The sequence below is a fragment of the Pseudomonas sp. C 49-2 genome (genome assembly GCF_003970195.1).
Classification (GTDB): domain Bacteria; phylum Pseudomonadota; class Gammaproteobacteria; order Pseudomonadales; family Pseudomonadaceae; genus Aquipseudomonas; species Aquipseudomonas canadensis.
Genome location: NZ_RXYG01000005.1, coordinates 1 through 23,257, shown reverse-complemented (window position 1 = coordinate 23,257; position 23,257 = coordinate 1). Strand labels below are relative to the sequence as shown.

Genomic DNA, 23,257 nt, shown 5'->3' with positions numbered 1-23,257 from the left:
CTTTTTGAGTGTTGATCCGTGAGTGATTTGAGTCATATCCGCAATTTCTCCATCATCGCCCACATTGACCATGGTAAGTCGACGCTGGCCGATCGATTCATCCAGATGTGCGGCGGCCTTGCCGAGCGTGAAATGGAAGCCCAGGTACTGGACTCCATGGACCTCGAACGCGAGCGCGGGATCACCATCAAGGCCCACAGCGTTACGCTGTATTACAAAGCCAAAGACGGCATCACCTACCAGCTGAACTTCATTGACACCCCAGGCCACGTCGACTTCACCTACGAAGTCAGCCGGTCCCTGGCGGCCTGTGAAGGTGCCTTGCTGGTGGTTGACGCAGGGCAGGGTGTGGAAGCGCAGTCGGTTGCCAACTGCTACACCGCGATCGAGCAGGGCCTGGAAGTCATGCCCGTGCTGAACAAGATCGACCTGCCTCAGGCCGAGCCTGAGCGCGTCAAGGAAGAGATCGAGAAGATCATCGGCATCGACGCCACCGACGCCGTCACCTGCAGCGCCAAGACCGGCCTGGGTGTCGACGAAGTGCTCGAACGTCTGGTGCAGACCATTCCAGCCCCGACCGGCAACTACGAAGATCCGCTGCAAGCGTTGATCATCGACTCCTGGTTCGACAACTACCTGGGCGTTGTCTCCCTGGTACGCGTGCGCCACGGCCGTGTGAAGAAGGGCGACAAGATCCTGGTCAAATCCACCGGCAAGATCCACCTGGTGGACAGCGTCGGTGTCTTCAACCCCAAGCACACCGCGACCGTTGATCTGAAAGCCGGTGAAGTAGGTTTCATCATCGCCGGTATCAAGGACATCCACGGCGCGCCGGTGGGTGACACCCTGACCCTGAGCTCCACGCCGGATGTCGACGTGCTGCCAGGCTTCAAGCGCATCCAGCCGCAGGTCTATGCGGGTCTGTTCCCGGTCAGCTCCGATGACTTCGAAGACTTCCGCGAGGCCCTGCAAAAGCTAACCCTCAACGACTCGTCGTTGCAGTACACCCCGGAAAGCTCCGACGCCCTAGGCTTCGGCTTCCGCTGTGGCTTCCTGGGCATGCTGCACATGGAAATCATCCAGGAGCGCCTCGAACGCGAGTACGACCTGGACCTGATCACCACCGCGCCAACGGTTATTTTTGAGTTGTTGCTGAAAACCGGTGAAACGATTTACGTCGACAACCCGTCCAAGCTCCCGGATCTCTCGGCGATCGAAGACATGCGCGAGCCTATCGTGCGGGCCAATATCCTGGTTCCGCAGGAGCACTTGGGCAACGTTATTACCCTGTGTATTGAAAAGCGTGGCGTGCAGCGCGACATGCTGTTCCTCGGCACCCAGGTCCAAGTGACCTACGACATGCCGATGAACGAAGTGGTATTGGACTTCTTCGACCGCCTCAAATCCACCAGCCGCGGCTATGCTTCGCTGGATTACCATTTCGATCGTTACCAATCGGCTAATCTGGTGAAACTGGATGTGCTGATCAACGGCGACAAGGTCGATGCCCTGGCACTGATCGTGCACAAGGACAACGCGCACTACAAAGGTCGCCAGTTGACCGAGAAGATGAAAGAACTGATTCCGCGCCAGATGTTCGACGTCGCGATCCAGGCCGCCATTGGCGGGCAGATCATTGCGCGGACCTCCGTCAAGGCACTCAGAAAGAACGTACTGGCCAAATGCTACGGCGGTGACGTAAGCCGTAAGCGCAAGCTGCTTGAGAAGCAAAAGGCCGGTAAAAAACGCATGAAGCAAGTAGGTAACGTGGAAGTTCCACAAGAAGCCTTCCTTGCGGTGCTCAGGTTGGATAGTTAGGTCCTATGTCGCTAAATTTCCCGCTGTTGCTGGTCATCGCCGTTGCCGTTTGCGGTCTCTTGGCGTTGCTCGATCTGGTGTTCTTCGCCCCGCGTCGGCGGGCGGCTATCGCGTCCTATCAGGGCAGCGTCAGCCAGCCCGATGGCGTGGTGATCGAGAAGCTGAACAAAGAGCCTTTGCTGGTTGAATACGGCAAGTCGTTCTTCCCGGTGTTGTTCATCGTGCTGGTGCTGCGTTCGTTCCTGGTGGAGCCGTTTCAGATCCCCTCGGGGTCGATGAAACCTACCCTGGACGTGGGCGACTTCATCCTGGTGAACAAGTTTTCCTACGGGATCCGCCTGCCGGTGATCGACAAGAAGGTCATCGAAGTCGGTGATCCGCAGCGCGGCGACGTGATGGTGTTTCGCTACCCGAGCGACCCGAACGTCAACTACATCAAGCGCGTGGTCGGCCTGCCGGGCGACGTGATCCGCTACACCAGCGACAAGCGCCTGCTTATCAACGGTGAGTCGGTGGCCGAGAAACTGATCGGCTCCGAACCGAACAGCCTGGGCAGCGCCGAGCTGTACCAGGAAAAACTCGGTACGGTAGAGCACGAAATCCGCAAGGAAATGAGCCGCTACCGTGCCCAGCCTGACGGCCAGTGGACAGTGCCGGCCGGGCACTACTTCATGATGGGCGACAACCGCGACAACTCCAATGACAGCCGGTACTGGGATGACCCCAACATTCCCAAGGACCTGCTGGGCATGGTTCCCGACCAGAATATCGTCGGCAAGGCCTTCGCGGTCTGGATGAGCTGGCCGGAACCCAAACTCAGCCACTTGCCGAACTTCTCGCGGGTCGGGCTGATCAAGTAATACAGGCGGCGCTGTGAACACAGCGCCGAATGCTTTTCTGGGGTGGGGACAAATCTGTCCTGCCTCATGCTGCACCAACCAGGATTTGAATTTGAACACTGCGTCAATCGTCGATGGCCGCCGGTGCCACCAAACAGATATGGGTAAACCGTGAGCGTTTCTCTAAGTCGTCTCGAGCGCCAGCTCGGCTACACCTTCAAGGACCAGGAACTGATGGTCCTTGCCCTCACACACCGCAGCTTTGCAGGGCGCAATAACGAGCGCCTGGAATTCCTCGGTGATGCCATCCTCAATTTCGTCGCCGGTGAAGCTCTGTTCGAGCGCTTCCCCCAAGCCCGTGAAGGCCAGTTGTCGCGCTTGCGCGCCCGCCTGGTGAAAGGCGAGACCCTGGCCGTGCTGGCCCGTGGTTTCGGCTTGGGTGAGTACCTGCGCCTGGGCTCCGGTGAACTGAAGAGTGGTGGTTTCCGCCGTGAATCGATCCTGGCTGACGCCCTCGAAGCGCTGATCGGTGCCATCTACCTCGATGCAGGCATGGAAGCGGCCAAGGAGCGCGTCACCGCGTGGCTGACCTCCGAGATCGAAAGCCTCACGCTGGTCGACACCAACAAAGACCCCAAGACCCGCCTGCAGGAATTCCTGCAGTCCCGCGGTTGCGAACTGCCACGCTACGAAGTGGTGGATATCCAGGGTGAGCCGCATTGCCGCGTGTTCTTCGTGGAATGTGAAATCACCTTACTGAACGAAAAAAGCCGAGGTCAGGGTGTGAGCCGTCGTATTGCCGAACAGGTAGCGGCCGCTGCAGCACTGATTGCCCTGGGCGTGGAGAATGGCCATGACTGATTCAACCGCAACACGCTGTGGCTATGTTGCCATCGTCGGCCGCCCGAACGTGGGCAAGTCCACGCTGCTCAACCACATCCTCGGCCAGAAGCTCGCGATCACCTCGCGCAAGCCGCAGACCACCCGCCACAACATGCTGGGCATCAAGACCGAAGGTAACGTGCAAGCGGTCTACGTCGACACCCCAGGCATGCACAAAGGTGGCGAGAAAGCCCTGAACCGCTACATGAACAAGACCGCTTCGGCGGCGTTGAAAGACGTCGACGTGGTGATCTTCGTGGTCGACCGCACCAAGTGGACCGACGAAGACCAGATGGTCCTGGAGCGTGTGCAGTACGTCACCGGCCCGCTGATCGTCGCGCTGAACAAGACCGACCGTATCGAAGACAAAGCCGAATTGATGCCGCACCTGAGCTGGCTGCAGGAACAACTGCCGAACGCGCAGATCATCCCGATCTCGGCCCAGCATGGTCACAACCTGGAGGCGCTGGAGCGTGTGATCGCCGAGCACCTGCCGGAGAACGAGCATTTCTTCCCGGAAGACCAGATCACCGACCGCAGCAGCCGCTTCCTCGCCGCCGAACTGGTGCGTGAGAAAATCATGCGCCAGATGGGCGCCGAGCTGCCGTACCAGATCACCGTTGAGATCGAAGAGTTCAAGCAGCAGGGCAAGACCTTGCACATCCATGCGCTGATCCTCGTTGAACGTGACGGCCAGAAGAAAATCATCATTGGCGACAAGGGCGAGCGCATCAAGCGCATCGGCACCGAAGCGCGCAAGGACATGGAATTGCTGTTCGACTCCAAGATCATGCTCAACCTGTGGGTGAAGGTTAAAGGCGGCTGGTCCGATGATGAGCGTGCACTGCGCTCCCTGGGCTACGGCGACCTGTAAGGTCCTGAATACACCGCAGGGCTGAAATGTGGGAGGGGGCTTGCCCCCGATAGCGGTGGGTCAGTTGAAAAACAAGTGACTGACACACCGCCATCGGGGGCAAGCCCCCTCCCACATTAGGTTTGTGTAGTTTTCAACAGTGCATTCCAGCAGTGAGCAGCCATGTCCCAATCCCCACCCCCCAGCCAACTCGCTTACGTCCTGCACAGCCGCGCCTACCGCGAGACCAGCGCTCTGGTGGACTTCCTCACGCCCCAAGGTCGCTTGCGCGCTGTCTTGCGCAGTGCGCGGGGCAAGGCGGGCACGTTGGCGCGGCCCTTCGTGGCCCTGGATGTGGAGTTTCGCGGCAAGGGCGAGCTGAAAAATGTCGGTCGCATGGAAAGCGTCGGCACTTCTGCCTGGCTCAATGGCGAGGCGCTGTTCAGCGGTCTCTACCTCAATGAACTGTTGATCCGCTTGCTCCCTGCCGAAGACCCCCATCCGGCAGTCTTCGATCACTATGCCGCCACACTGTTGGCCCTGGCCGAAGGTCGTCCCTTGGAGCCGCTGCTGCGCGCCTTCGAATGGCGCCTGCTCGATGACCTGGGTTACGGCTTTGAACTGGCCAACGACCTGCACGGCGACCCCATCGCCGCTGATGGCATGTACCGCCTGCAAGTCGATGCCGGTCTCGAACGCGTCTACCTGCTGCAACCCGGCCTGTTTCAAGGCACGGAATTGCTGGCCATGAGCGAAGCCGACTGGAGCGCCCCCGGCGCCTTGTCCGCCGCCAAGCGCCTGATGCGCCAGGCCCTGGCCGTGCACTTGGGCGGACGGCCGTTGGTCAGTCGCGAGTTGTTTCGAAAGCCCTGACAACCCCGTGTATGCTGTGCAGCGTTTCTTTCCCTTTTCAGGAGCGCTTCCGTGACCACCAGCAATCGCATTCTTCTTGGCGTCAACATCGACCACGTCGCTACCCTGCGCCAGGCCCGGGGCACCCGTTACCCTGACCCGGTCAAGGCTGCGCTGGACGCCGAAGAAGCGGGTGCCGACGGTATCACCGTGCACCTGCGCGAAGACCGCCGCCACATTCAGGAGCGTGACGTGCTGATGCTCAAGGAGGTGCTGCAAACCCGCATGAACTTCGAAATGGGCGTCACCGAAGAAATGATGCAGTTCGCCGAGCGCATCCGCCCGGCGCACATCTGCCTGGTGCCGGAAACCCGCCAGGAACTGACCACCGAAGGCGGCCTCGACGTGGCCGGCCAGGAAGCACGGATCAAGGCTGCCGTGGAGCGCCTGTCGAAAATCGGCAGTGAAGTCTCACTGTTCATCGACGCCGACGAGCGCCAGATTGAAGCTTCACGCCGTGTCGGTGCACCGGCCATCGAGTTGCACACCGGCCGTTACGCCGATGCCATCACACCCACCGAAGTGGCCGACGAACTGCAGCGCATCATCGACGGCGTGAGCTGCGGCCTCAAGGAAGGCCTGATCGTCAACGCCGGCCACGGCCTGCACTATCACAACGTCGAAGCCGTGGCCGCGATCAAGGGCATCAACGAGCTGAACATCGGGCATGCGCTGGTGGCTCATGCGCTGTTCGTCGGCTTCAAGGGCGCCGTCGCCGAGATGAAAGCCCTGATCCTGGCCGCCGCCAAGCACTAAAAAAGCATGAAGACCCAATGTGGGAGGGGGCTTGCCCCCGATGGCAGAGTGTCAGCCGCCTCATCTATGGCTGACACACTGCCATCGGGGGCAAGCCCCCTCCCACATGCGAAGCCTTACTGTTTAGCCGGGGCAGGTGTATCGTATCTTCCCTTTGCAGGCCCTGGGCCTGCGGCAGATACGTGAGGTTGTTGTGTCCCGATCCTTTTCCCGTCGACAAATCCTGGGTGGCCTTGCAGGCCTGGCCGTAGTGGGCGTCGGTGCCGGTGGCGCCTACCGCTACTGGCTGGGGAAAGTCGCCGAGGCCGAGGCCGGGCACGATTACGAACTGATTGCCGCACCGCTGGACGTGGAACTGGTACCGGGGCACAAGACCGAAGCCTGGGCATTCGGCCCATCCGCGCCGGGCACCGAGTTGCGCGTGCGCCAGGGCGACTGGCTGCGGGTGCGTTTTATCAACCACCTGCCGGTCGCCACGACCATTCACTGGCATGGCATCCGCCTGCCACTGGAAATGGACGGCGTACCCTATGTCTCGCAATTGCCGGTGCTGCCCGGTGAATATTTCGATTACAAATTCCGCGTGCCCGACGCCGGCAGCTACTGGTATCACCCCCACGTGAACAGCAGCGAAGAACTGGGCCGTGGCCTGGTCGGCCCGCTGATCATCGAGGAACGCGAACCCACCGGTTTCAAACATGAACGCACGCTAAGCCTGAAAAGCTGGCACGTGGACGAAGAGGGCGCTTTCGTGGCCTTCAGCATTCCCCGTGAAGCGGCGCGTGGCGGCACGGCGGGGCGGCTGTCGACGATCAACGGCGTGTCCCAGGCAGTGATCGATCTGCCGGCCGGGCAGATTACGCGCGTGCGGCTGCTCAACCTCGACAACACCTTGACCTATCGCATCAATATTCCCGACGTTGAAGCGCAGATCTACGCGCTGGACGGTAACCCCATTGAGCCGCGACCGCTTGGCAAGGAATACTGGCTGGGCCCGGGCATGCGCATCTGCCTGGCGATCAAGGCACCGCCGGCCGGCGAAGAACTGTCGATCCGCAATGGTCCGGTGCGCCTGGGCACCTTCCGTTCGGTGACCAACACCGACGCGCCGACCGAATGGCCGCCAGCGCTGCCGGCCAACCCGATTGCCGAGCCGGACCTGGCCAATGCCGAGAAACTCAACTTCAATTTCGAGTGGGTGGGTTCGGTCTCGGTCAATACCGACAACGGCAAGCCACCCAGCCTGTGGCAGATCAACGGCAAGGCCTGGGACATCACCGACAAGACCTGCGCCGATCGCCCGATTGCCAAGCTGGAAAAGGGCAAGAGTTACATTTTTGAATTGAAGAACATGACCCAGTATCAGCACCCGATCCACCTGCACGGCATGAGCTTCAAGGTGATCGCCTCGAACCGCCACAAGGTGATCCCGTATTTCACCGACACCTATCTGCTGGGTAAAAACGAGCGCGCCCGCGTGGCGCTGGTGGCAGATAACCCTGGGGTGTGGATGTTCCACTGCCATGTGATCGACCATATGGAAACCGGCCTGATGGCCGCTATCGAGGTGGCGTGATGCGTCAGTTTCGCCCCACCGCGATCATCGACCGCAGCCGCGACCAGGACTTCATGCGCGCAGCCCTGGCCCTTGCCGCCCAAGGCGCTGCATTGGGTGAAGTCCCCGTAGGCGCTGTGTTGGTGCAGGGCGGTGAAATCATCGGCCGTGGCTTCAACTGCCCCATCAGCGGCAACGACCCAAGCGCCCATGCCGAAATGGTCGCCATCCGCGCCGCCGCGCAAGCTATCAGCAATTACCGCCTGGTGGGCAGCACCCTGTATGTGACTTTGGAGCCGTGCAGCATGTGTGCGGGGCTGATCGTGCATTCGCGGATTGCACGGGTGGTGTATGGCGCGCTGGAACCCAAGGCGGGGATCGTGCAAAGCCAGGGGCAGTTTTTTACCCAGGGCTTTCTCAATCATAAGGTGCTGTTTGAAGGAGGGGTGTTGGCCGAGGAATGCGGGACGGTCTTGAGCGAGTTCTTCAAGGCGCGAAGAGCCAAGCCGTCCCTTTGAGGTTTATTTGCGGGCGATGATCACGGCCCGCATCGGCGCCGGCAGCCCTTCGATGGTTTTGCTGTGATCTTCCGGATCAAGGAAATCACTCAGCGACTGGTACTTCATCCACTCTGTCCCACGCTGTTCCTCGACGGTGGTGACGCTCACATCCACACAGCGCACATCACTGAACCCGGCACGCCGCAGCCACAGCATCAACGCTGGCACCGACGGCAGGAACCACACGTTGCGCATCTGCGCGTAGCGATCTTCCGGCACCAGCACTTGTTGCTGATCGCCTTCGACCACCAGGGTTTCCAAGACCAGTTCGCCGCCCTTGACCAGGGTGTCTTTCAGCGCGAGCAAATGCTCGATAGGCGAACGGCGGTGATAAAACACTCCCATGGAAAACACTGTGTCGAAGCCTTCCAGATTCGACGGCAGGTCTTCGAACGGGAACGGCAGGTGCCAAGCCTTGGGTTCTGACAGATAACGCTGAACCGCCTGGAACTGACAGAAGAACAACCAGTTCGGATCAACGCCAATCACGCTGTCGGCCCCGGCGCCGAGCATGCGCCACATGTAGTAACCGTTGCCGCAGCCCACGTCGAGGATACGCTTGCCCTTCAGGTTCAGGTGCGGTGCCACGCGGGACCACTTCCAGTCCGAGCGCCATTCGGTGTCCACATGCACGCCGAACAGGTGAAACGGTCCTTTGCGCCAAGGGCTCAGGCCCATCAGCGCGGCATGCATCTGCACGCGGGTGTCTTCGTCGCAGTCGGTATTGAGTGTCAGGCCATTGAGCAAATCCACTTCGCTGGGCTGGATTTTTGGCAGTGCATCCAGCGCACTTTGCCAGCGCTCCAGGTCGCCATGACCCTTTTCCATCTTGCTATCGAGTTGCGCTTGCAGGCCCTGGGCCCACACGGCCAAAGGAGTGCCGACCAGATGGCGGGCGAGGGGGGACAAATCAATCATGGCAAGGCAATCAACGAGGCAAAGTTAAGACACTGGAACCACGGCACGACTGTCGAGAACCCCGCCGCCAACAGGCGTTCGCGGTGTTCTTCGAGGCTGTCGGGCTTCATGACGTTTTCGATGGCGCTGCGCTTCTGGGCGATTTCCAGTTCGCTGTAGCCGTTGGCGCGTTTGAACGCGATGTGCAGATCGGTGAGCAGCGCGTGTTCTTCGGGATCATTGAAGCGCAGCTTTTCCGAAAGGGTCAATGCACCGCCCGGCAACAATGATTGGCGGATGCGCGAGAGCAGCGCCAGGCGCTCATCGGGTGCGATGAATTGCAGGGTGAAGTTCAACGCCACCACCGAGGCCGGCTGGAACTGCAGCGCGAGGATATCGCCCTCGATGACCTCGACCGGCAGCAGCTCCTGGAACATCGAGTCCTGGCCATTGAGGTATTCACGGCAACGCTCGACCATCGCAGCCGAGTTATCCACCGCGATCACCCGGCAACCGTCGGTGCGCACATGGCGGCGCAGGGCCTGGGTCACCGCGCCAAGCGAGGATCCCAGGTCATACAGCACGCTGTTGGGTTGGGCGAACTGCGCGGCGAGTACGCCGAGGTTCTCGACGATGGTCGGGTAGCCGGGCACCGAGCGCTTGATCATGTCCGGGAACACCCGCACCACGTCCTCGTTAAAGGCGAAGTCCGGCACCTGGGGCAGGGGCTGGGCGAATAGGCGATCGGGTTCTTTGCTCACGGTTGTTCCGGCGACGATTGGGGAAAGGCCGGCATTTTAGCCAAGTTGGCCCTCATGTGCGCGGGTTGTCTGATGGAAAGCCGAGGCAGTGATGCCCCACTGGCCCAGCCAATACGTGGTGATCAGCAAATAAGGCGCTGCATCGAACGCCACCACAAACCGATTGATACCAATCAGCGTGTCAGAAAACACAAACGACACCGCACCTGCCGCCGCCAGCCATGCCGAGCGTTTCGGCACGTCGCTGCCCAGTCGCGCCAACGCACGCCAGAGCATGGCACTGATCACGGTTGCATAAACCACCACTGGAATCAGCAGGTCGCCCAGGCCATGGGAGATCAGGATGCTCAGCAGGATCGCGCCCACGCCCAGCGCCAATACCAGCGGCAGCAGCGCCAAGCGGCGACAGTCACTGAAATAGGCTTTGAGGTACGCCAAATGCGCAAACAGGAAGGCACCCAAGCCGAAGATGAACAGGTCGCCCGGCCAGGCGAGCAGTACATCGCCCACCAGGGAAAAGATCAGCCCCAGGCTGATCCAGCGTCGATAGTCGGTGGGCGGCGCGTCATGCAGCCAGCCCAGCAGTGCCAGTACCGGCAACGGTTTGACCAGCAGGCACAACAAGGTGGCATGGGTGGCAAGGCCGTAGATAAAGGTGCCGGCGCCCATCAACGCAAGAATCAGCCATGGCATATCAGTTCACCGTGATGGCGCAGTCAAAGGTTTCGACGGGTTCGGCTTCCGGTTCCCAGGGTTGCTGGGAGGTCAGGCGCAAACGACCCTGGCCGGTGGCGAAAGCCTGGAAGCGCCAGGTCGACTGGCCGCCGCCACCGATCACGCCGGATTCCGTGCTGCTGTAGACCTCGGGGCTCAACGCGCGCAGCACGCCGCCAGCGGAATCCTGGATGGCCCAACGGTAGCCGGTGGTGGGGTTGCTTGGCAGGGTGAGGATCAGGTTTTGTCCGCTTTTGAGCTGGAGCGGGCAGGCGCTCTGATTGTCCACGGTGATATTTTGCTTCGGTGCACTGGCGCACGCGGCCAGCAGGGCAAGGCTCAAGGGGAGAAGCAGGCGGGCAGCGGTCATGGGGGCTCCGTTGATTCACGACGAAGGGCGAGCATAACCGAAGATGAGACAAGGTGTGACAAGAGGGATTTGTGTTGTTGCGACAGACGCCATCGCGGGCAAGCCCGCTCCCACATTTGACCGATTTGTCATCAACAACACCGATCCCTGTGGGAGCCGGGCTTGCCCGCGATGAGGCCAGACCAGGCACTACATAACTCTCAGAAGAGCACTTTCGCCACATCCGCAAAGCGCTTGGCAAAGTGCACCGTCATGCCTTCCTTCAGGTATTCCGGCAACTCTTCGTAGCTGCCACGGTTCGGCTCCGGCAGGATCAGCTCATGGATCTTCTGGCGCCGCGCCGCAATCACCTTCTCGCGCACGCCGCCAATCGGCAGCACATGGCCGGTCAACGTCAGCTCGCCGGTCATTGCCACGCCTTTCTTCGGCGGTTGGTTGCGCGCCAGGGACAACAACGCACTGGCCATGGTCACACCGGCGCTCGGGCCGTCTTTCGGTGTTGCACCTTCCGGCACATGCAAGTGCACGAAGGCCTCATCGAAGAACTTCGCATCACCGCCAAACGACTTCAGGTTCGAGCTGATGTAGCTGTAGGCGATTTCCGCGGACTCCTTCATCACTTCACCCAACTGCCCGGTGAGTTTGAAACCGCGATTGAGCGTGTGGATACGCGTCGCCTCGATCGGCAAGGTCGCGCCGCCCATGCTGGTCCAGGCCAGCCCCGTGATGACACCGGTGCCGGACAATACTTGCTCATTGCGAAACACTGGGATGCCCAGGGAACTCTCCAGATCCTTGTTGCCGATCTTGATCACCGAGTCCGGCTCGTCCAACAACTTGACCACGGCTTTGCGCACCAGTTTGCCCAGTTGTTTTTCCAACTGACGCACGCCGGCTTCCCGCGCATAGCCATCGATCAATGCACGCAGCGCGCCGTCGCTGATGGTCAGGCTGTTTTTCGACACGCCGGCTTTTTCCAGCTGTTTCGGCCATAGGTGGCGCTTGGCGATGGCGATCTTTTCTTCGGTGATATAGCCCGACAGGCGAATCACTTCCATACGGTCCAACAATGGACCTGGGATGGAGTCCAGGGTGTTGGCGGTGCACACGAACAGCACTTTGGACAGGTCCAGGCGCAGGTCCAGGTAGTGGTCGAGGAATTCGACGTTCTGCTCCGGATCGAGGGTTTCCAGCAAGGCCGACGCCGGGTCGCCCTGGAAGCTTTGGCCCATCTTGTCGATCTCATCGAGCATGATCACCGGGTTCATCACTTCCACATCCTTGAGCGCCTGCACCAGCTTGCCCGGCAGGGCGCCGATGTAGGTGCGGCGATGGCCTTTGATCTCGGCCTCGTCGCGCATGCCGCCGACACTGAAGCGATAGAACGGCCGGCCCAGGGACTCGGCGATGGATTTACCCACGCTGGTCTTGCCCACGCCCGGCGGGCCGACCAGCAGCACGATGGAGCCGGCGACTTCGCCTTTGTAGGCGCCCACCGCAAGGAATTCGAGGATGCGGCTCTTGATGTCATCCAGGCCCGCGTGGTGTTTATCCAGCACTTTTCGCGCATGTTTCAGGTCGAGTTTGTCCTCGCCATACACGCCCCACGGCACCGAGGTGGCCCAGTCCAGGTAATTGCGGGTCACCGCGTATTCCGGCGAACCGGTTTCGAGGATCGAGAGTTTGTTCAATTCTTCATCGATGCGTTTTTTCGCCTGGGGCGGCAGCACTTTGCCTTCCAGGCGTTGCTCGAACTGTTCGACGTCCGCGCTGCGATCGTCCTTGGTCAGGCCCAGTTCCTGTTGGATGACCTTGAGCTGTTCCTTGAGGAAGAACTCGCGCTGGTGCTCACCGATCTTGCGGTTCACCTCGGCGGACAGTTCTTTTTGCAGGCGCGCGACTTCGACCTCTTTGCGCAGCATCGGCAGCACTTTTTCCATGCGCTTGAGCATGGGCACGCAGTCCAGCACTTCCTGCAACTCGTTACCGGTGGCCGACGTCAGTGCGGCAGCGAAGTCGGTGAGTGGCGACGGGTCGTTGGGGCTGAAGCGGTTGAGGTAATTCTTCAACTCTTCGCTGTACAGCGGGTTGAGTGGCAGCAGTTCCTTGATCGCATTGATCAGCGCCATGCCGTAGGCCTTGACCTCGTCGGTCGGCTCGCTCGGCTGGTGCGGGTATTCGACTTCCACCAGGTACGGTGGGCGGTGGTGCTTGAGCCAGGTCTTGATGCGCACGCGGGTCAGGCCCTGGGCGACGAATTGCAGCTTGCCGTTTTCGCGGCTGGCGTGGTGCACCTTCACCAGGGTGCCGTACAGCGGCAGGGCGGAGGTATCGAAGTGGCGTGGGTCTTCCGGCGGGGTTTCCATGAAGAACAGGGCCAGGGAGTGGTGGTCGGATTTGCTCACCAGCTCCAGGGTCTCGGCCCACGGCTCTTCATTGACGATCACCGGCAGCACTTGCGCCGGGAAAAAGGGCCGGTTGTGGATCGGGATGATATAGACCTTGTCCGGCAGGTTTTGCCCGGGCAGCGCCAGGCCGGTATTGGATGACGCTTCGTGTTCGGCGTTTTCGGGGTCGGCGTAGTCGTTGAGGTCGTAATCAGGGAATTCTTGCTGGTCGCTCATGGGGCACCTGCATAAGGAAGTATGCAGGTTAGATGGGGCGGGGTAGCGGTGGTTTCAATGGTCGCGTGAAGTTAGCAACAAATTGCATGAATTCAGCTGATCTTGTGCAGGTAGCTCGGCAATGGCTGTTCTGGCAGCACTGACAACACTTTCAATCGTTGCAGCATGCGCTGCCGTGCGCGTTGCAGATGCTCACGCAGGTTCAACGCCGCCGCATCAAATGCGCCGTGCAGCAGCAATTCCAGAATCAGGCGATGTTCGGCCAGCATGGCCGGATCGGCGCCGATCCCCAGCAAACGGTAAAAAATCCGGCTGATGATCATAGGGCTTTGTCCTTGGCGGATCAGCGCCGCGATCTTGCGGTTCTGCAGGCCGGCGAGACAGCGCTGGTGCAAGTCCTCCTCGATCTGTTCGATGGCCTCCAGGCTGCAGTGGGGGCTGTCCTGAGCGTCCAGCACGCGTTGCAACATGGCTTCCAGCAATTGGCGGTCGAGGTTTGGGGCGCTTTGGCGCAAGGCTTCGGGCTCCAGGCAGGCGCGCAGCTCGTAGTCTTCGGTGACTTCACGGGCGGTCAAGGGGCCGGCCAGCCATTGGGAGTAGGGCTCTTTTTCCACTAGGCCTCGGTCACGCAGGCGCATCAGCGCTTCACGCACCACCGCGCGGCTGACGCCGTAGTGGTCGGCGGCGGCCTGTTCGTCCAGGCGGTAATGGCCGAAAGCGATGCAGGTGGACAGCGCCGCGCCGATCTCTTCGACGATGCGCTCGCCCAGCGGCCGCGTGTCCACCAACTCATCTTCGCCGTTGAGGCCCAAGTGCGCATGGCTCAAGGGCAGGCGCAGCGGCTCCATCGCCAGGCCGTCGGGGTTGATCAGGTAGCCCCGGCCGTTGAAGCGGCAAATCAGCCCTTCCTCATGCAACAGGTCCAGTGCTCGGCGCACCGGCACACGGCTGGTGCCGAACAATTCGGCCAACGGCGCTTCCAACAAGACCAGGCCGTGGCGCGCGGTGCCGTTGACGATCGCATCACGCAATACCTGGTGAATCATCGCGTAACGGGAGGCCGGGGCGGACGCTGCTTTCATCGCTTTCTCTGGGGCTTGTGGGACGGTGGCCGGGGATTCTCTCATAAGTTGCGCCTGTCACCCTGCGCCACAGCGGCGGCACCTTTGTGGGGCTCGGAATGAGGGAATGTTACTTTTATGCACCAAAATGTATTTATTAATAAAAGATACATTATTTCATTGAAGGCGCTTTCCTGCGGCCTTGCAAGATTTTTTCCGACTGGTTAACACCATCTATCCCGTAGCTCTGGGCAAAATCCTCCGACTGCGTAAAAGCTGCCTGAGAAAAACTGGCACGAAATCTGCCTCTTAAAAATGTATATTTTATTAATAAGTACATTTTGTGAGGGGCACCTTGATGTCAGACGCCACTTCAATGGCCGAGGATTTCGCCAGCGGTCGCAGCGACCCTGTGCAAGCCCTTGAGCAGGCACTCGAAAAGGCGAGCCGGGCCCCGGCAGTCTTTATCAACCTGACCGCCGAGCGTGCGCGCCGCGAAGCCGAAGCCTCTGCCGCCCGTTGGCGCGCCGGGCAGCCGTTGAGCGGATTCGATGGCGTGCCATTGGCCTGGAAGGATCTGTTCGATGTGGCCGGCAGCATCACCACTGCGGGCGCCGCTTACCGCCGTAACGCGCCCGCTGCGTTGCTCGACGCACCGACCGTGGGTCTGCTGTGCCGCGCCGGGATGGTCAGCGTGGGCAAGACCAACCTCAGCGAGCTGGCCTATTCCGGCCTGGGCCTGAACCCGCATTTCGGCACGCCGCACAATCCCCTTGGCACTGACCAACCACGCATTCCTGGTGGTTCGTCGTCCGGTTCAGCCGTGGCCGTTGCCGCCGGAATCGTGCCCATCGCCATGGGCACCGACACCGCCGGTTCGATCCGCATCCCATCGGCGTTCAACGGCCTGGTGGGTTACCGCAGCAGCAGCCGACGCTACAGCCGCGACGGCGTGTTCCCCCTGGCGCACACCCTCGACAGCCTCGGCCCGCTGACTCGCAGCGTGCGTGATGCCCTGGCCATCGACGATCTGCTGCATGGCCGCATTCAAACCCACACCGCTCGCAGCCTCAAGGGCCAGCGTTTTGTGCTGTCGCAACAAGACGTCGAACCCGCCGTGCGCAACAACCTGCTGCGCGCCGCAGAGCAACTCAAGGCCCACGGCGCGCTGATCGAGGTGCGTGAATGCTCGACCTTCCAGGCCACCCTGGACCTGATCAAACACCACGGCTGGCTCGGTTCCTTCGAAGCCTTTGCCCTGCACGAAGCCTTGCTCGACAGCCCCGACGCGGAACAACTCGACCCGCGTGTACGCCGCCGCCTCGAAGCTGCGCGCACGCTGCCGGCCAGCCAGCTTCTGCACCTGGTCGACGCCCGCCGCCGCCTGCAACAGCAACTGGTCGACGACCTCGACGGCGCCCTCCTGATCACCCCGACCGTTGCCCACGTCGCCCCGGCGTCGGCGCCGCTGGAAGCCGACGACGACCTGTTTGTGAAAACCAACCTCGCCACCCTGCGCCTGACCATGCCCGGCAGTTTGCTCGACATGCCCGGCGTGACCCTGCCCAGCGGCCGCGATGCCCAGGGCCTGCCCACCGGGCTGCTGCTCAGCGGCCCGACGGGGGAAGACGCTCGCCTGCTGCGCGCAGCGTTGTCCGTCGAATCCGTACTCACTATTTAAGGAGACACATCATGGCTAAAGACATCCTCTGTGCATTCGGCGTCGACGTTGACGCCGTCGCCGGCTGGCTCGGTTCCTATGGCGGCGAAGATTCGCCGGACGATATCTCCCGTGGCCTGTTCGCCGGTGAAGTCGGCGCGCCGCGCCTGCTCAAGTTGTTTGAACGCTACGGCCTGCGTACCACCTGGTTTATCCCCGGCCACTCGATGGAAACCTTCCCCGAGCAGATGAAGGCCGTGGCCGACGCCGGTCACGAAATTGGTGTGCACGGCTACAGCCACGAAAACCCCATCGCCATGACCGCCGAGCAGGAAGAAATCGTCCTGGATAAATCCATCGAGCTGATCACCCAGGTCACCGGCAAACGCCCGACGGGTTACGTGGCGCCGTGGTGGGAATTCAGCAAGGTCACCAACGAACTGCTGCTGAAAAAAGGCATCAAGTACGACCACAGCCTGATGCACAACGACTTCCACCCCTACTACGTGCGCAAGGGCGACAGCTGGACCAAGATCGACTACAGCCAGCACCCCGACACCTGGATGAAACCGCTGGTGCGCGGCGAAGAAACCGATCTGGTGGAGATCCCGGCCAACTGGTACCTGGACGACCTGCCGCCGATGATGTTCATCAAGAAAGCCCCCAACAGCCACGGCTTCGTCAACCCGCGTCACCTCGAAGAAATGTGGCGCGACCAGTTTGACTGGGTCTACCGCGAACACGAACACGCGGTGTTCACCATGACCATCCACCCCGACGTCTCCGGCCGCCCGCAAGTGCTGCTGATGCTTGAGCGCCTGATCGAACACATCCAGAGCCATGCCGGCGTGCGCTTCGTCACCTTCGACGAAATCGCCGACGACTTCATCCGCCGCCAACCCCGTACCTGACTCCTTAATCCCCGAGGCGCGACCCATGTCCATCTACAACAAGCTTGACCTGACTGGCTGGAAACCCCGGCAACTGAGCTCCAAGGAGGTGCGTTTCGCCACCTGGATCGCGTTTTTCGCCTGGGTGTTTGCGGTGTATGACTTCATTCTGTTTGGCACGTTGCTGCCGGAGATCGGCCGGCATTTTGGCTGGGGTGAAGTGGAGCAAGCTGAAATCGCGACGTGGGTGGCGGTGGGCACGGCAGTGGTGGCGTTTGCCATTGGCCCGGTGGTGGACAAATTGGGGCGCCGCACCGGCATCATCTTCACGGTGGCAGGTTCCGCGCTGTGCTCGGCGCTGACTGCGATTGGCGGCGCATGGGGCAAGTCGCCGCTGATCCTGATCCGTTCGTTGGGTGGTTTGGGTTATGCCGAAGAAACCGTCAACGCCACTTACTTGAGTGAGTTGTATGGCGCTTCGCAAGATCCGCGTCTTACCAAACGCCGTGGTTTTATCTACAGCCTGGTGCAAGGCGGCTGGCCGGTAGGTGCTTTGATTGCCGCCGGTTTGACCGCGCTGTTGCTGCCGATCATTGGCTGGCAGGGCTGCTTCATCTTCGCCGCGATCCCGGCCATCGTCATCGCGATCATGGCGCGCAAGCTCAAGGAGAGCCCGCAGTTCCAGATCCACCAGCGCATCAGCCAATTGCGTAAAAGCGGTGCAGTGACAGAAGCGCAAAACGTCGCCATGACCTACGGCGTGGACTACGACGAGCACAGCAAGGCCGGCCTTAAAGCTGCGTTCCGTGGCCCGGCGCGTCGCGCCACCCTGGTGATCGGCGCGGCACTGTTGCTCAACTGGGCGGCGATCCAGGTGTTCAGCGTGCTCGGTACCTCGGTGATCATCAGCGTGCACCACATCTCGTTCGAGAACTCGCTGATCATCCTCGTGCTGTCGAACCTGGTGGGCTATTGCGGTTACCTCAGCCACGGCTGGATGGGCGACAAGATCGGCCGTCGCAACGTGATCGGCCTGGGCTGGATGCTTGGCGGCCTGTCGTTCGCCGGGATGCTGTTTGGCCCGAGCAATATGCCGATGGTGGTCGGGCTATACAGCCTGGGCTTGTTCTTCCTGATCGGGCCTTACTCGGCGGCGTTGTTCTTTATCAGTGAGAGTTTCCCCACCAGCATCCGCGCCACCGGTGGCGCAATCATCCACGCCATGGGCCCGATCGGCGCGGTGGTCGCAGGTTTTGGCGCGACCCAGGTGTTGTCCGCCGGCAGCGACTGGCAGACCGCCGCGCTGTGGTTCGGCGCGCTGCCGTGCTTCCTGTCCGGCGCCTTGATGTTTGCCGCACGCCATGTGCGTCCGGAAACCGTTCAGTAAGGAGTGTTTGATGAGCCGTAAAGTTGCCTTGATTACCGGTGCTGCCAGCGGCATCGGCCAAGCCCTCGCCGTGGCCTATGCCCGTAATGGCGTGGCGGTGGTGGGCGGGTATTACCCGGCCGATCCCCATGACCCGCAGACCACCGTCAGCCGGGTGGAAGAGGCGGGTGGCGAGTGCCGGATGTTGCCATTGGACGTGGGTGACACGGCTTCGGTGGACGCGCTGGCGGCGCAAGCCATTCAGCATTTCGGTCGACTCGATTACGCCGTGGCCAACGCCGGCCTGCTGCGCCGCGCACCGTTGCTGGAGATGACCGACGCGCTGTGGGACGAGATGCTTAATGTCGACCTCACGGGGGTGATGCGCACGTTCCGCGCGGCGACCCGACACATGAGCGAAGGCGGTGCGCTAGTGGCGATTTCATCGATTGCCGGCGGCGTGTATGGCTGGCAGGAGCACAGCCATTACGCGGCGGCCAAGGCCGGCGTGCCGGGGTTGTGCCGTTCGCTGGCGGTGGAGTTGGCGGCCAAGGGCATTCGTTGCAATGCGGTGATCCCGGGGTTGATCGAGACGCCGCAGTCGCTGGATGCGAAGAACTCGTTGGGGCCGGAAGGCCTGGCCAAAGCGGCGCGCGCGATTCCATTGGGCCGGGTAGGGCGGGCGGATGAGGTGGCGTCGCTGGTGCAGTTTTTGACCAGTGACGCGTCGAGCTACCTGACCGGGCAAAGCATCGTCATCGACGGTGGCCTGACCGTACGCTGGCCGGACTGATGTACTCGATCCAAATGTGGGAGGGGGCTTGCCCCCGATGACAGTGTGTCAGCCAGCTTATCTGTAGCTGACACTCTGCAATCGGGGGCAAGCCCCCTCCCACATTGGAACTGTGTTTTCTGTAGGAGATGTGTGTATGCCTCAACTTCTTAGCCGCCGCGCCGTGATCACCGGCGCCGGCAGCGGCATCGGTGCCGCCATCGCCCGCGCCTACGCCGCTGAAGGCGCCCGCCTGGTGCTGGCCGACCGTAACGCCGCCAGCCTCGCGGAAACAGCGATCACCTGCCGCAACCTCGGTGCCGAGGTGTTCGAATGCTTGGCGGACGTCGGCACCGTCGAAGGTGCGCAGGCCAGTGTCGACCGTTGCGTCGAACACTTCGGCGGCATCGATATCCTGGTCAACAACGCCGGCATGCTCACCCAGGCGCGCTGCGTCGACCTGTCCATCGAGATGTGGAACGACATGCTGCGTGTCGACCTCACCAGTGTATTCGTCGCCAGCCAGCGCGCCTTGCCGCACATGCTCGCGCAGCGTTGGGGGCGGATCATCAACGTCGCCTCGCAACTGGGCATCAAGGGCGGCGCCGAGCTGACCCATTACGCCGCCGCCAAGGCCGGGGTGATCGGTTTCACCAAGTCCCTGGCCCTCGAAGTGGCCAAGGACAATGTGCTGGTCAACGCCATCGCGCCAGGCCCGATCGAGACGCCGTTGGTGGGCGGTATCAGCGACGACTGGAAACGCGCCAAGGCCAAGGAATTGCCTCTGGGGCGCTTCGGTCTGGCGGATGAAGTTGCACCAACGGCGGTGCTGCTGGCCAGCGAGCCCGGTGGCAACCTGTTCGTCGGCCAGACCCTGGGCCCGAACTCTGGCGACGTCATGCCATGAGTGAGGTATAGCCATGTGCGGACTCTGCGGATTGCTCGGCGAAGACCTGCACTGGAGCGACCCTTTGGGCGACGAACTGCCCCGACGCCGCGAACGCCTGCGCCGAATCGCCGCTATCAATCAGGTGCTGGCGGTGTTCCGGCTCAAGGTCGAAGACTTCCAGGGTGCGTCTTATCTGCTGTTGGGCGCCACCGGTAAGCAGGCACTGGCCAGCGGCCTGGATCAACTCTGGCAGGCGGCCGAGACCATGCTCGGCCGTCCGCTGGACCCCCTCGACCCCCTCTTGCTGGATCACTTGGACTTGTAGGGGCATCATTGAGGTAGTAAACAATGAGCATGGCTCTGAATGTGATCACCGGCTTCCTTGGCAGCGGCAAGACCTCCTTGCTCAAGCGCCTGCTGCAGGGTGAAAGCCTGGGCGACACCGCGCTGCTGATCAACGAATTCGGTGATGTCGGCATCGACCATCTGCTGGTGGAAGAGGTAGCACCGGACACCGTGCTGCTGCCCAGCGGATGCGTGTGCTGTTCGATCCGCGGCGAGTTGAAAGACGCGCTGCTCGGCCTGTTGCAACGCCGCGAGCGCGGTGAAATCCCGGCCTTCAAACGGGTGATCCTGGAGACCACCGGCCTGGCCGACCCGGCGCCTATCCTTGCCACCCTGAACAACGACGTGCAATTGCGCGGGCGCTTCCATATCGGCCTGGTGATCACCCTGGTCGACGCCAGCCACGCCACTCTGCAAGAACGCCTGCACCCGGAATGGCTGGCCCAGGTGGCCGCAGCGGATCGCCTGCTGCTGAGCAAGACCGACTTGGCTGGCGATTGCACGGCGTTACGCGCTCACTTGCAGGCGCTGAATGCCGGTACGCCGATCCTCGATACCCACGACATCCACAGCGGCGATCAACTGCTGCTCGGCGAAGGTCTGCGCAGCGCCGAACCCGCCGTGGAAGTCAGTCGCTGGCAACTGCATCGCACTACTACCGCTACCCACGGCGCGGCCCAAGTGTGCAGCCTGACTTTCGACCAGCCCCTGGACTGGGTGGGTTTCGGGGTGTGGTTGTCGATGCTGTTAAGATGCCACGGCGAACGAATCCTCCGTGTCAAAGGGCTGCTCAACGTGAACGCCAGTAACGCTCCCATCGTCATTCATGGTGTGCAGCATTGCCTGCATGCGCCGGTGCACCTGCCTGCGTGGCCGGGCAGCGACCGGCAATCGCGCCTGGTGTTTATCCTGCGCGGGCTTGACCCTGCGTTGTTAAGGCGCTCGTTTGAAGTGTTCTCGCGGCGGTTCGCGGCATGATTACTCTGCGCGTCCTCGGCACCTCCGTCACCTTGCTTGAATGCCTGCGCGTACGCGCCGAGCAGGAACTGGGTATTCGCCTGGTCTACCAGGTGCACGATGTCGAGCAGGCCCAGCGCATTGCGGTGATGCAACCCGACAGCTACGACCTGTACGACCAATGGTTCCACAACGTCGACTTCGTGTGGCCGGCCCGGGCGATCCAGCCCATCGACACCCGGCGCATTGCGCTGTGGCACGAGATCAATGACCTGCCCAAGCGTGGGCGCCTGTCGCCCGATGACCGCCTGGGCAGCGGCAGTGTGCCCAGCGAACGGTTGTTCGTGCAGCACGATGGGAGCCTTGGCAGCACGGTCACCGATCGCATCAGCATGTTGCCCCTGACCCACAACGCCGACAGTTTCGCCTACCGGCCCGAACGGTTGCCCGAAGGTTTTTGCCACGGTAACGAAAGCTGGGGCTGGCTATTGGACCCCGCCTGGCGTGCGCGCACGGCTTTGCAGAGTGACGCAGCGATTGGTGCGTTGGATGCTGCATTGGCGGTGCAGGGCGCTGGGCTGGCCAGTTTCAGGGACATCGGCAATATGAGCATCGAAGAGATCGACGTGCTGGCTGACATTCTGGTGCGCAAGCAGAAGGAGGGGCACTTTGCGGCGTTCTGGTCTGATGATGAAGAAGCGGCGCAATTGATGCTCAGCCCTAGCATCGATATCCAGAGCCTGTGGTCGCCGACCTTGATGCGCCTGCATCGCGCCGGGGTGAAATACCGCCTGGCGGTGCCGCGTGAAGGGTATCGCGCGTGGTTTGGTGGATTGTCGTTATCGCGGCATGCCAAGGGGCCGGTGCTGGATGCGGCTTATGCGTATTTGAATTGGTGGTTGTCGGGGTGGCCTGGGGCGGTGATGGCGCGCCAGGGGTATTACATTGGCAATCCGGCGCGTAGTCGGGATCACTTGAGCAGTGCGGAGTGGGATTACTGGTATGCCGGCAAGCCTGCTCGGGAGGAGTTGCTGGGGAGTGATGGGTTGCCTTTGATTGATGTGGGTGAGGTGCGGGATGGGGGGGCTTATGAGGTGCGCATGGGGCATATTGCGGTGTGGAATTCGGTGATGGATGAGCATAATTATTTGGTGCGCAGGTGGGGGGATTTTATGCGGGCTCGGTGTGTTTGATTGATTGAGTACATATCCGTTGCTGCGGTAACGGCTGCTTAGGGTTCCGCCCTTACGGCGGCTCACTTTTGGAAAGGCCGGAAGCCGGCCCAGCCAAAAGTAAGCAAAAGGCCTTCGCCCCAACACTCGGCACCTCGCCTAGGCTCGGTGTGCCCTCACTCCTGCTTGAATCCGTGGGCCGCCGCGATGGGCCATCCTTGGCCCAGCGCGGCTAACCCGGCGTCCTGCCGGGTTACCCACGGATTCAAGCCTGCGTTCGGCCAGCGTGTTTGACGGGGCGCCTAAGATCAAAAGCAGAAGCGCGGCGGCCTGGTAGCCGACCGGTTTCTGGAAGCCGGTCTCAGTTCAAATGTGGGAGCTGGCTTGCCTGCGAAGGCGGCGTATCAGCGATTACATCTCTAATTGACCCACCGCTTTCGCGAGCAAGCCCGCTCCCACAGTTTTGATCTCCTAAATCAGGTAGATACCAATCTGCTCTGGCTCTGGCTCTGGCTTTGTTTTTGATTTTGATCTTAGGCGCCCCGTCAAACACGCTGGCCGGAATTCGGCAGGGATTTGGGGGGTAAACCGGCAGGGATGCCGG

The 23,257-nt window shown here is 61.5% G+C and carries 22 protein-coding genes; 16 read left to right on the top strand and 6 right to left on the bottom strand.

Annotation, left to right across the window (positions count from 1 at the left end; all coding sequences use genetic code 11):
• Window positions 1–18: 18 nt before the first annotated feature.
• The 8 genes from lepA to tadA all read left to right on the top strand — a co-directional run bounded on the left by lepA (window position 19) and on the right by tadA (window position 8,133).
• Window positions 19–1,818, top strand: coding sequence for a translation elongation factor 4 (lepA, locus tag EJ576_RS11255; protein WP_028618986.1), 1,800 nt, complete (start codon window positions 19–21; stop codon window positions 1,816–1,818).
• Between the two features lie 5 nt (window positions 1,819–1,823).
• A complete protein-coding gene (gene lepB / locus EJ576_RS11250; protein ID WP_028618987.1) occupies window positions 1,824–2,678 on the top strand; it encodes a signal peptidase I in 855 nt (284 codons plus the stop codon).
• 150 nt (window positions 2,679–2,828) lie between these two features.
• Window positions 2,829–3,518 (top strand): ribonuclease III, encoded by a 690-nt coding sequence (gene rnc / locus EJ576_RS11245; RefSeq protein WP_016978270.1) that lies wholly within the window; start codon window positions 2,829–2,831, stop codon window positions 3,516–3,518.
• Window positions 3,511–4,413, top strand: a complete 903-nt coding sequence (gene era, locus EJ576_RS11240) for a GTPase Era (RefSeq protein WP_028618988.1) — start codon at window positions 3,511–3,513, stop codon at window positions 4,411–4,413. The genes rnc and era overlap by 8 nt, the downstream gene beginning before the upstream one ends.
• A gap of 162 nt (window positions 4,414–4,575) precedes the next feature.
• Entirely contained in the window at window positions 4,576–5,265 is a 690-nt protein-coding gene (gene recO / locus EJ576_RS11235) for a DNA repair protein RecO (protein ID WP_126570378.1), read from the top strand.
• 51 nt (window positions 5,266–5,316) lie between these two features.
• Window positions 5,317–6,060 (top strand): pyridoxine 5'-phosphate synthase, encoded by a 744-nt coding sequence (pdxJ, locus tag EJ576_RS11230; RefSeq protein WP_122723937.1) that lies wholly within the window; start codon window positions 5,317–5,319, stop codon window positions 6,058–6,060.
• Between the two features lie 193 nt (window positions 6,061–6,253).
• Window positions 6,254–7,636, top strand: coding sequence for a multicopper oxidase family protein (locus tag EJ576_RS11225; protein ID WP_122724571.1), 1,383 nt, complete (start codon window positions 6,254–6,256; stop codon window positions 7,634–7,636).
• Window positions 7,636–8,133 carry a tRNA adenosine(34) deaminase TadA gene (gene tadA, locus EJ576_RS11220; protein WP_126570377.1) on the top strand — a complete coding sequence of 166 codons (498 nt, stop codon included), beginning with the start codon at window positions 7,636–7,638 and terminating at the stop codon, window positions 8,131–8,133. The genes EJ576_RS11225 and tadA overlap by 1 nt, the downstream gene beginning before the upstream one ends.
• A gap of 3 nt (window positions 8,134–8,136) precedes the next feature.
• Here the strand turns inward: tadA and cmoB are convergent, their stop codons facing one another.
• The 6 genes from cmoB to EJ576_RS11190 all read right to left on the bottom strand — a co-directional run bounded on the left by cmoB (window position 8,137) and on the right by EJ576_RS11190 (window position 14,623).
• Complete coding sequence (gene cmoB, locus EJ576_RS11215; RefSeq protein ID WP_126570376.1) at window positions 8,137–9,093, bottom strand: tRNA 5-methoxyuridine(34)/uridine 5-oxyacetic acid(34) synthase CmoB; 957 nt, start codon at window positions 9,091–9,093, stop codon at window positions 8,137–8,139.
• Window positions 9,090–9,833, bottom strand: coding sequence for a carboxy-S-adenosyl-L-methionine synthase CmoA (cmoA, locus tag EJ576_RS11210; protein ID WP_126570375.1), 744 nt, complete (start codon window positions 9,831–9,833; stop codon window positions 9,090–9,092). Before cmoA ends, cmoB begins: the two co-directional genes overlap by 4 nt.
• A 36-nt stretch (window positions 9,834–9,869) precedes the next feature.
• The gene (locus EJ576_RS11205) at window positions 9,870–10,526 is read right to left on the bottom strand and encodes a lysoplasmalogenase (RefSeq protein ID WP_123478303.1); all 657 of its coding nucleotides are present in this window, start codon (window positions 10,524–10,526) and stop codon (window positions 9,870–9,872) included.
• Window position 10,527: 1 nt separating this feature from the next.
• Window positions 10,528–10,917: a protease inhibitor I42 family protein gene (locus tag EJ576_RS11200; protein WP_068934720.1), complete on the bottom strand. Its 390-nt coding sequence runs from the start codon at window positions 10,915–10,917 to the stop codon at window positions 10,528–10,530.
• A 200-nt stretch (window positions 10,918–11,117) separates the two neighbouring features.
• Window positions 11,118–13,541: an endopeptidase La gene (gene lon, locus EJ576_RS11195; protein ID WP_028618996.1), complete on the bottom strand. Its 2,424-nt coding sequence runs from the start codon at window positions 13,539–13,541 to the stop codon at window positions 11,118–11,120.
• A 92-nt stretch (window positions 13,542–13,633) separates the two neighbouring features.
• Complete coding sequence (locus tag EJ576_RS11190; protein WP_028618997.1) at window positions 13,634–14,623, bottom strand: GntR family transcriptional regulator; 990 nt, start codon at window positions 14,621–14,623, stop codon at window positions 13,634–13,636.
• A 337-nt stretch (window positions 14,624–14,960) separates the two neighbouring features.
• Between EJ576_RS11190 and EJ576_RS11185 the strand changes: the two genes are divergently transcribed.
• The 8 genes from EJ576_RS11185 to EJ576_RS11150 all read left to right on the top strand — a co-directional run bounded on the left by EJ576_RS11185 (window position 14,961) and on the right by EJ576_RS11150 (window position 22,674).
• Window positions 14,961–16,283: an amidase gene (locus tag EJ576_RS11185; RefSeq protein WP_126570374.1), complete on the top strand. Its 1,323-nt coding sequence runs from the start codon at window positions 14,961–14,963 to the stop codon at window positions 16,281–16,283.
• 11 nt (window positions 16,284–16,294) lie between these two features.
• Window positions 16,295–17,173 carry a polysaccharide deacetylase gene (locus EJ576_RS11180; protein ID WP_010212857.1) on the top strand — a complete coding sequence of 293 codons (879 nt, stop codon included), beginning with the start codon at window positions 16,295–16,297 and terminating at the stop codon, window positions 17,171–17,173.
• A gap of 25 nt (window positions 17,174–17,198) precedes the next feature.
• Entirely contained in the window at window positions 17,199–18,539 is a 1,341-nt protein-coding gene (locus EJ576_RS11175; protein ID WP_122723949.1) for an MFS transporter, read from the top strand.
• A 10-nt stretch (window positions 18,540–18,549) separates the two neighbouring features.
• Window positions 18,550–19,311 (top strand): SDR family NAD(P)-dependent oxidoreductase, encoded by a 762-nt coding sequence (locus EJ576_RS11170; protein ID WP_126570373.1) that lies wholly within the window; start codon window positions 18,550–18,552, stop codon window positions 19,309–19,311.
• A 136-nt stretch (window positions 19,312–19,447) separates the two neighbouring features.
• Window positions 19,448–20,197 (top strand): SDR family NAD(P)-dependent oxidoreductase, encoded by a 750-nt coding sequence (locus tag EJ576_RS11165; RefSeq protein WP_126570372.1) that lies wholly within the window; start codon window positions 19,448–19,450, stop codon window positions 20,195–20,197.
• Between the two features lie 13 nt (window positions 20,198–20,210).
• Window positions 20,211–20,504, top strand: coding sequence for a hypothetical protein (locus EJ576_RS11160; RefSeq protein ID WP_126570371.1), 294 nt, complete (start codon window positions 20,211–20,213; stop codon window positions 20,502–20,504).
• Window positions 20,505–20,527: 23 nt separating this feature from the next.
• Entirely contained in the window at window positions 20,528–21,502 is a 975-nt protein-coding gene (locus EJ576_RS11155) for a GTP-binding protein (protein WP_126570370.1), read from the top strand.
• The gene (locus EJ576_RS11150; RefSeq protein WP_122723958.1) at window positions 21,499–22,674 is read left to right on the top strand and encodes a PotD/PotF family extracellular solute-binding protein; all 1,176 of its coding nucleotides are present in this window, start codon (window positions 21,499–21,501) and stop codon (window positions 22,672–22,674) included. The genes EJ576_RS11155 and EJ576_RS11150 overlap by 4 nt, the downstream gene beginning before the upstream one ends.
• Window positions 22,675–23,257: the final 583 nt, after the last annotated feature.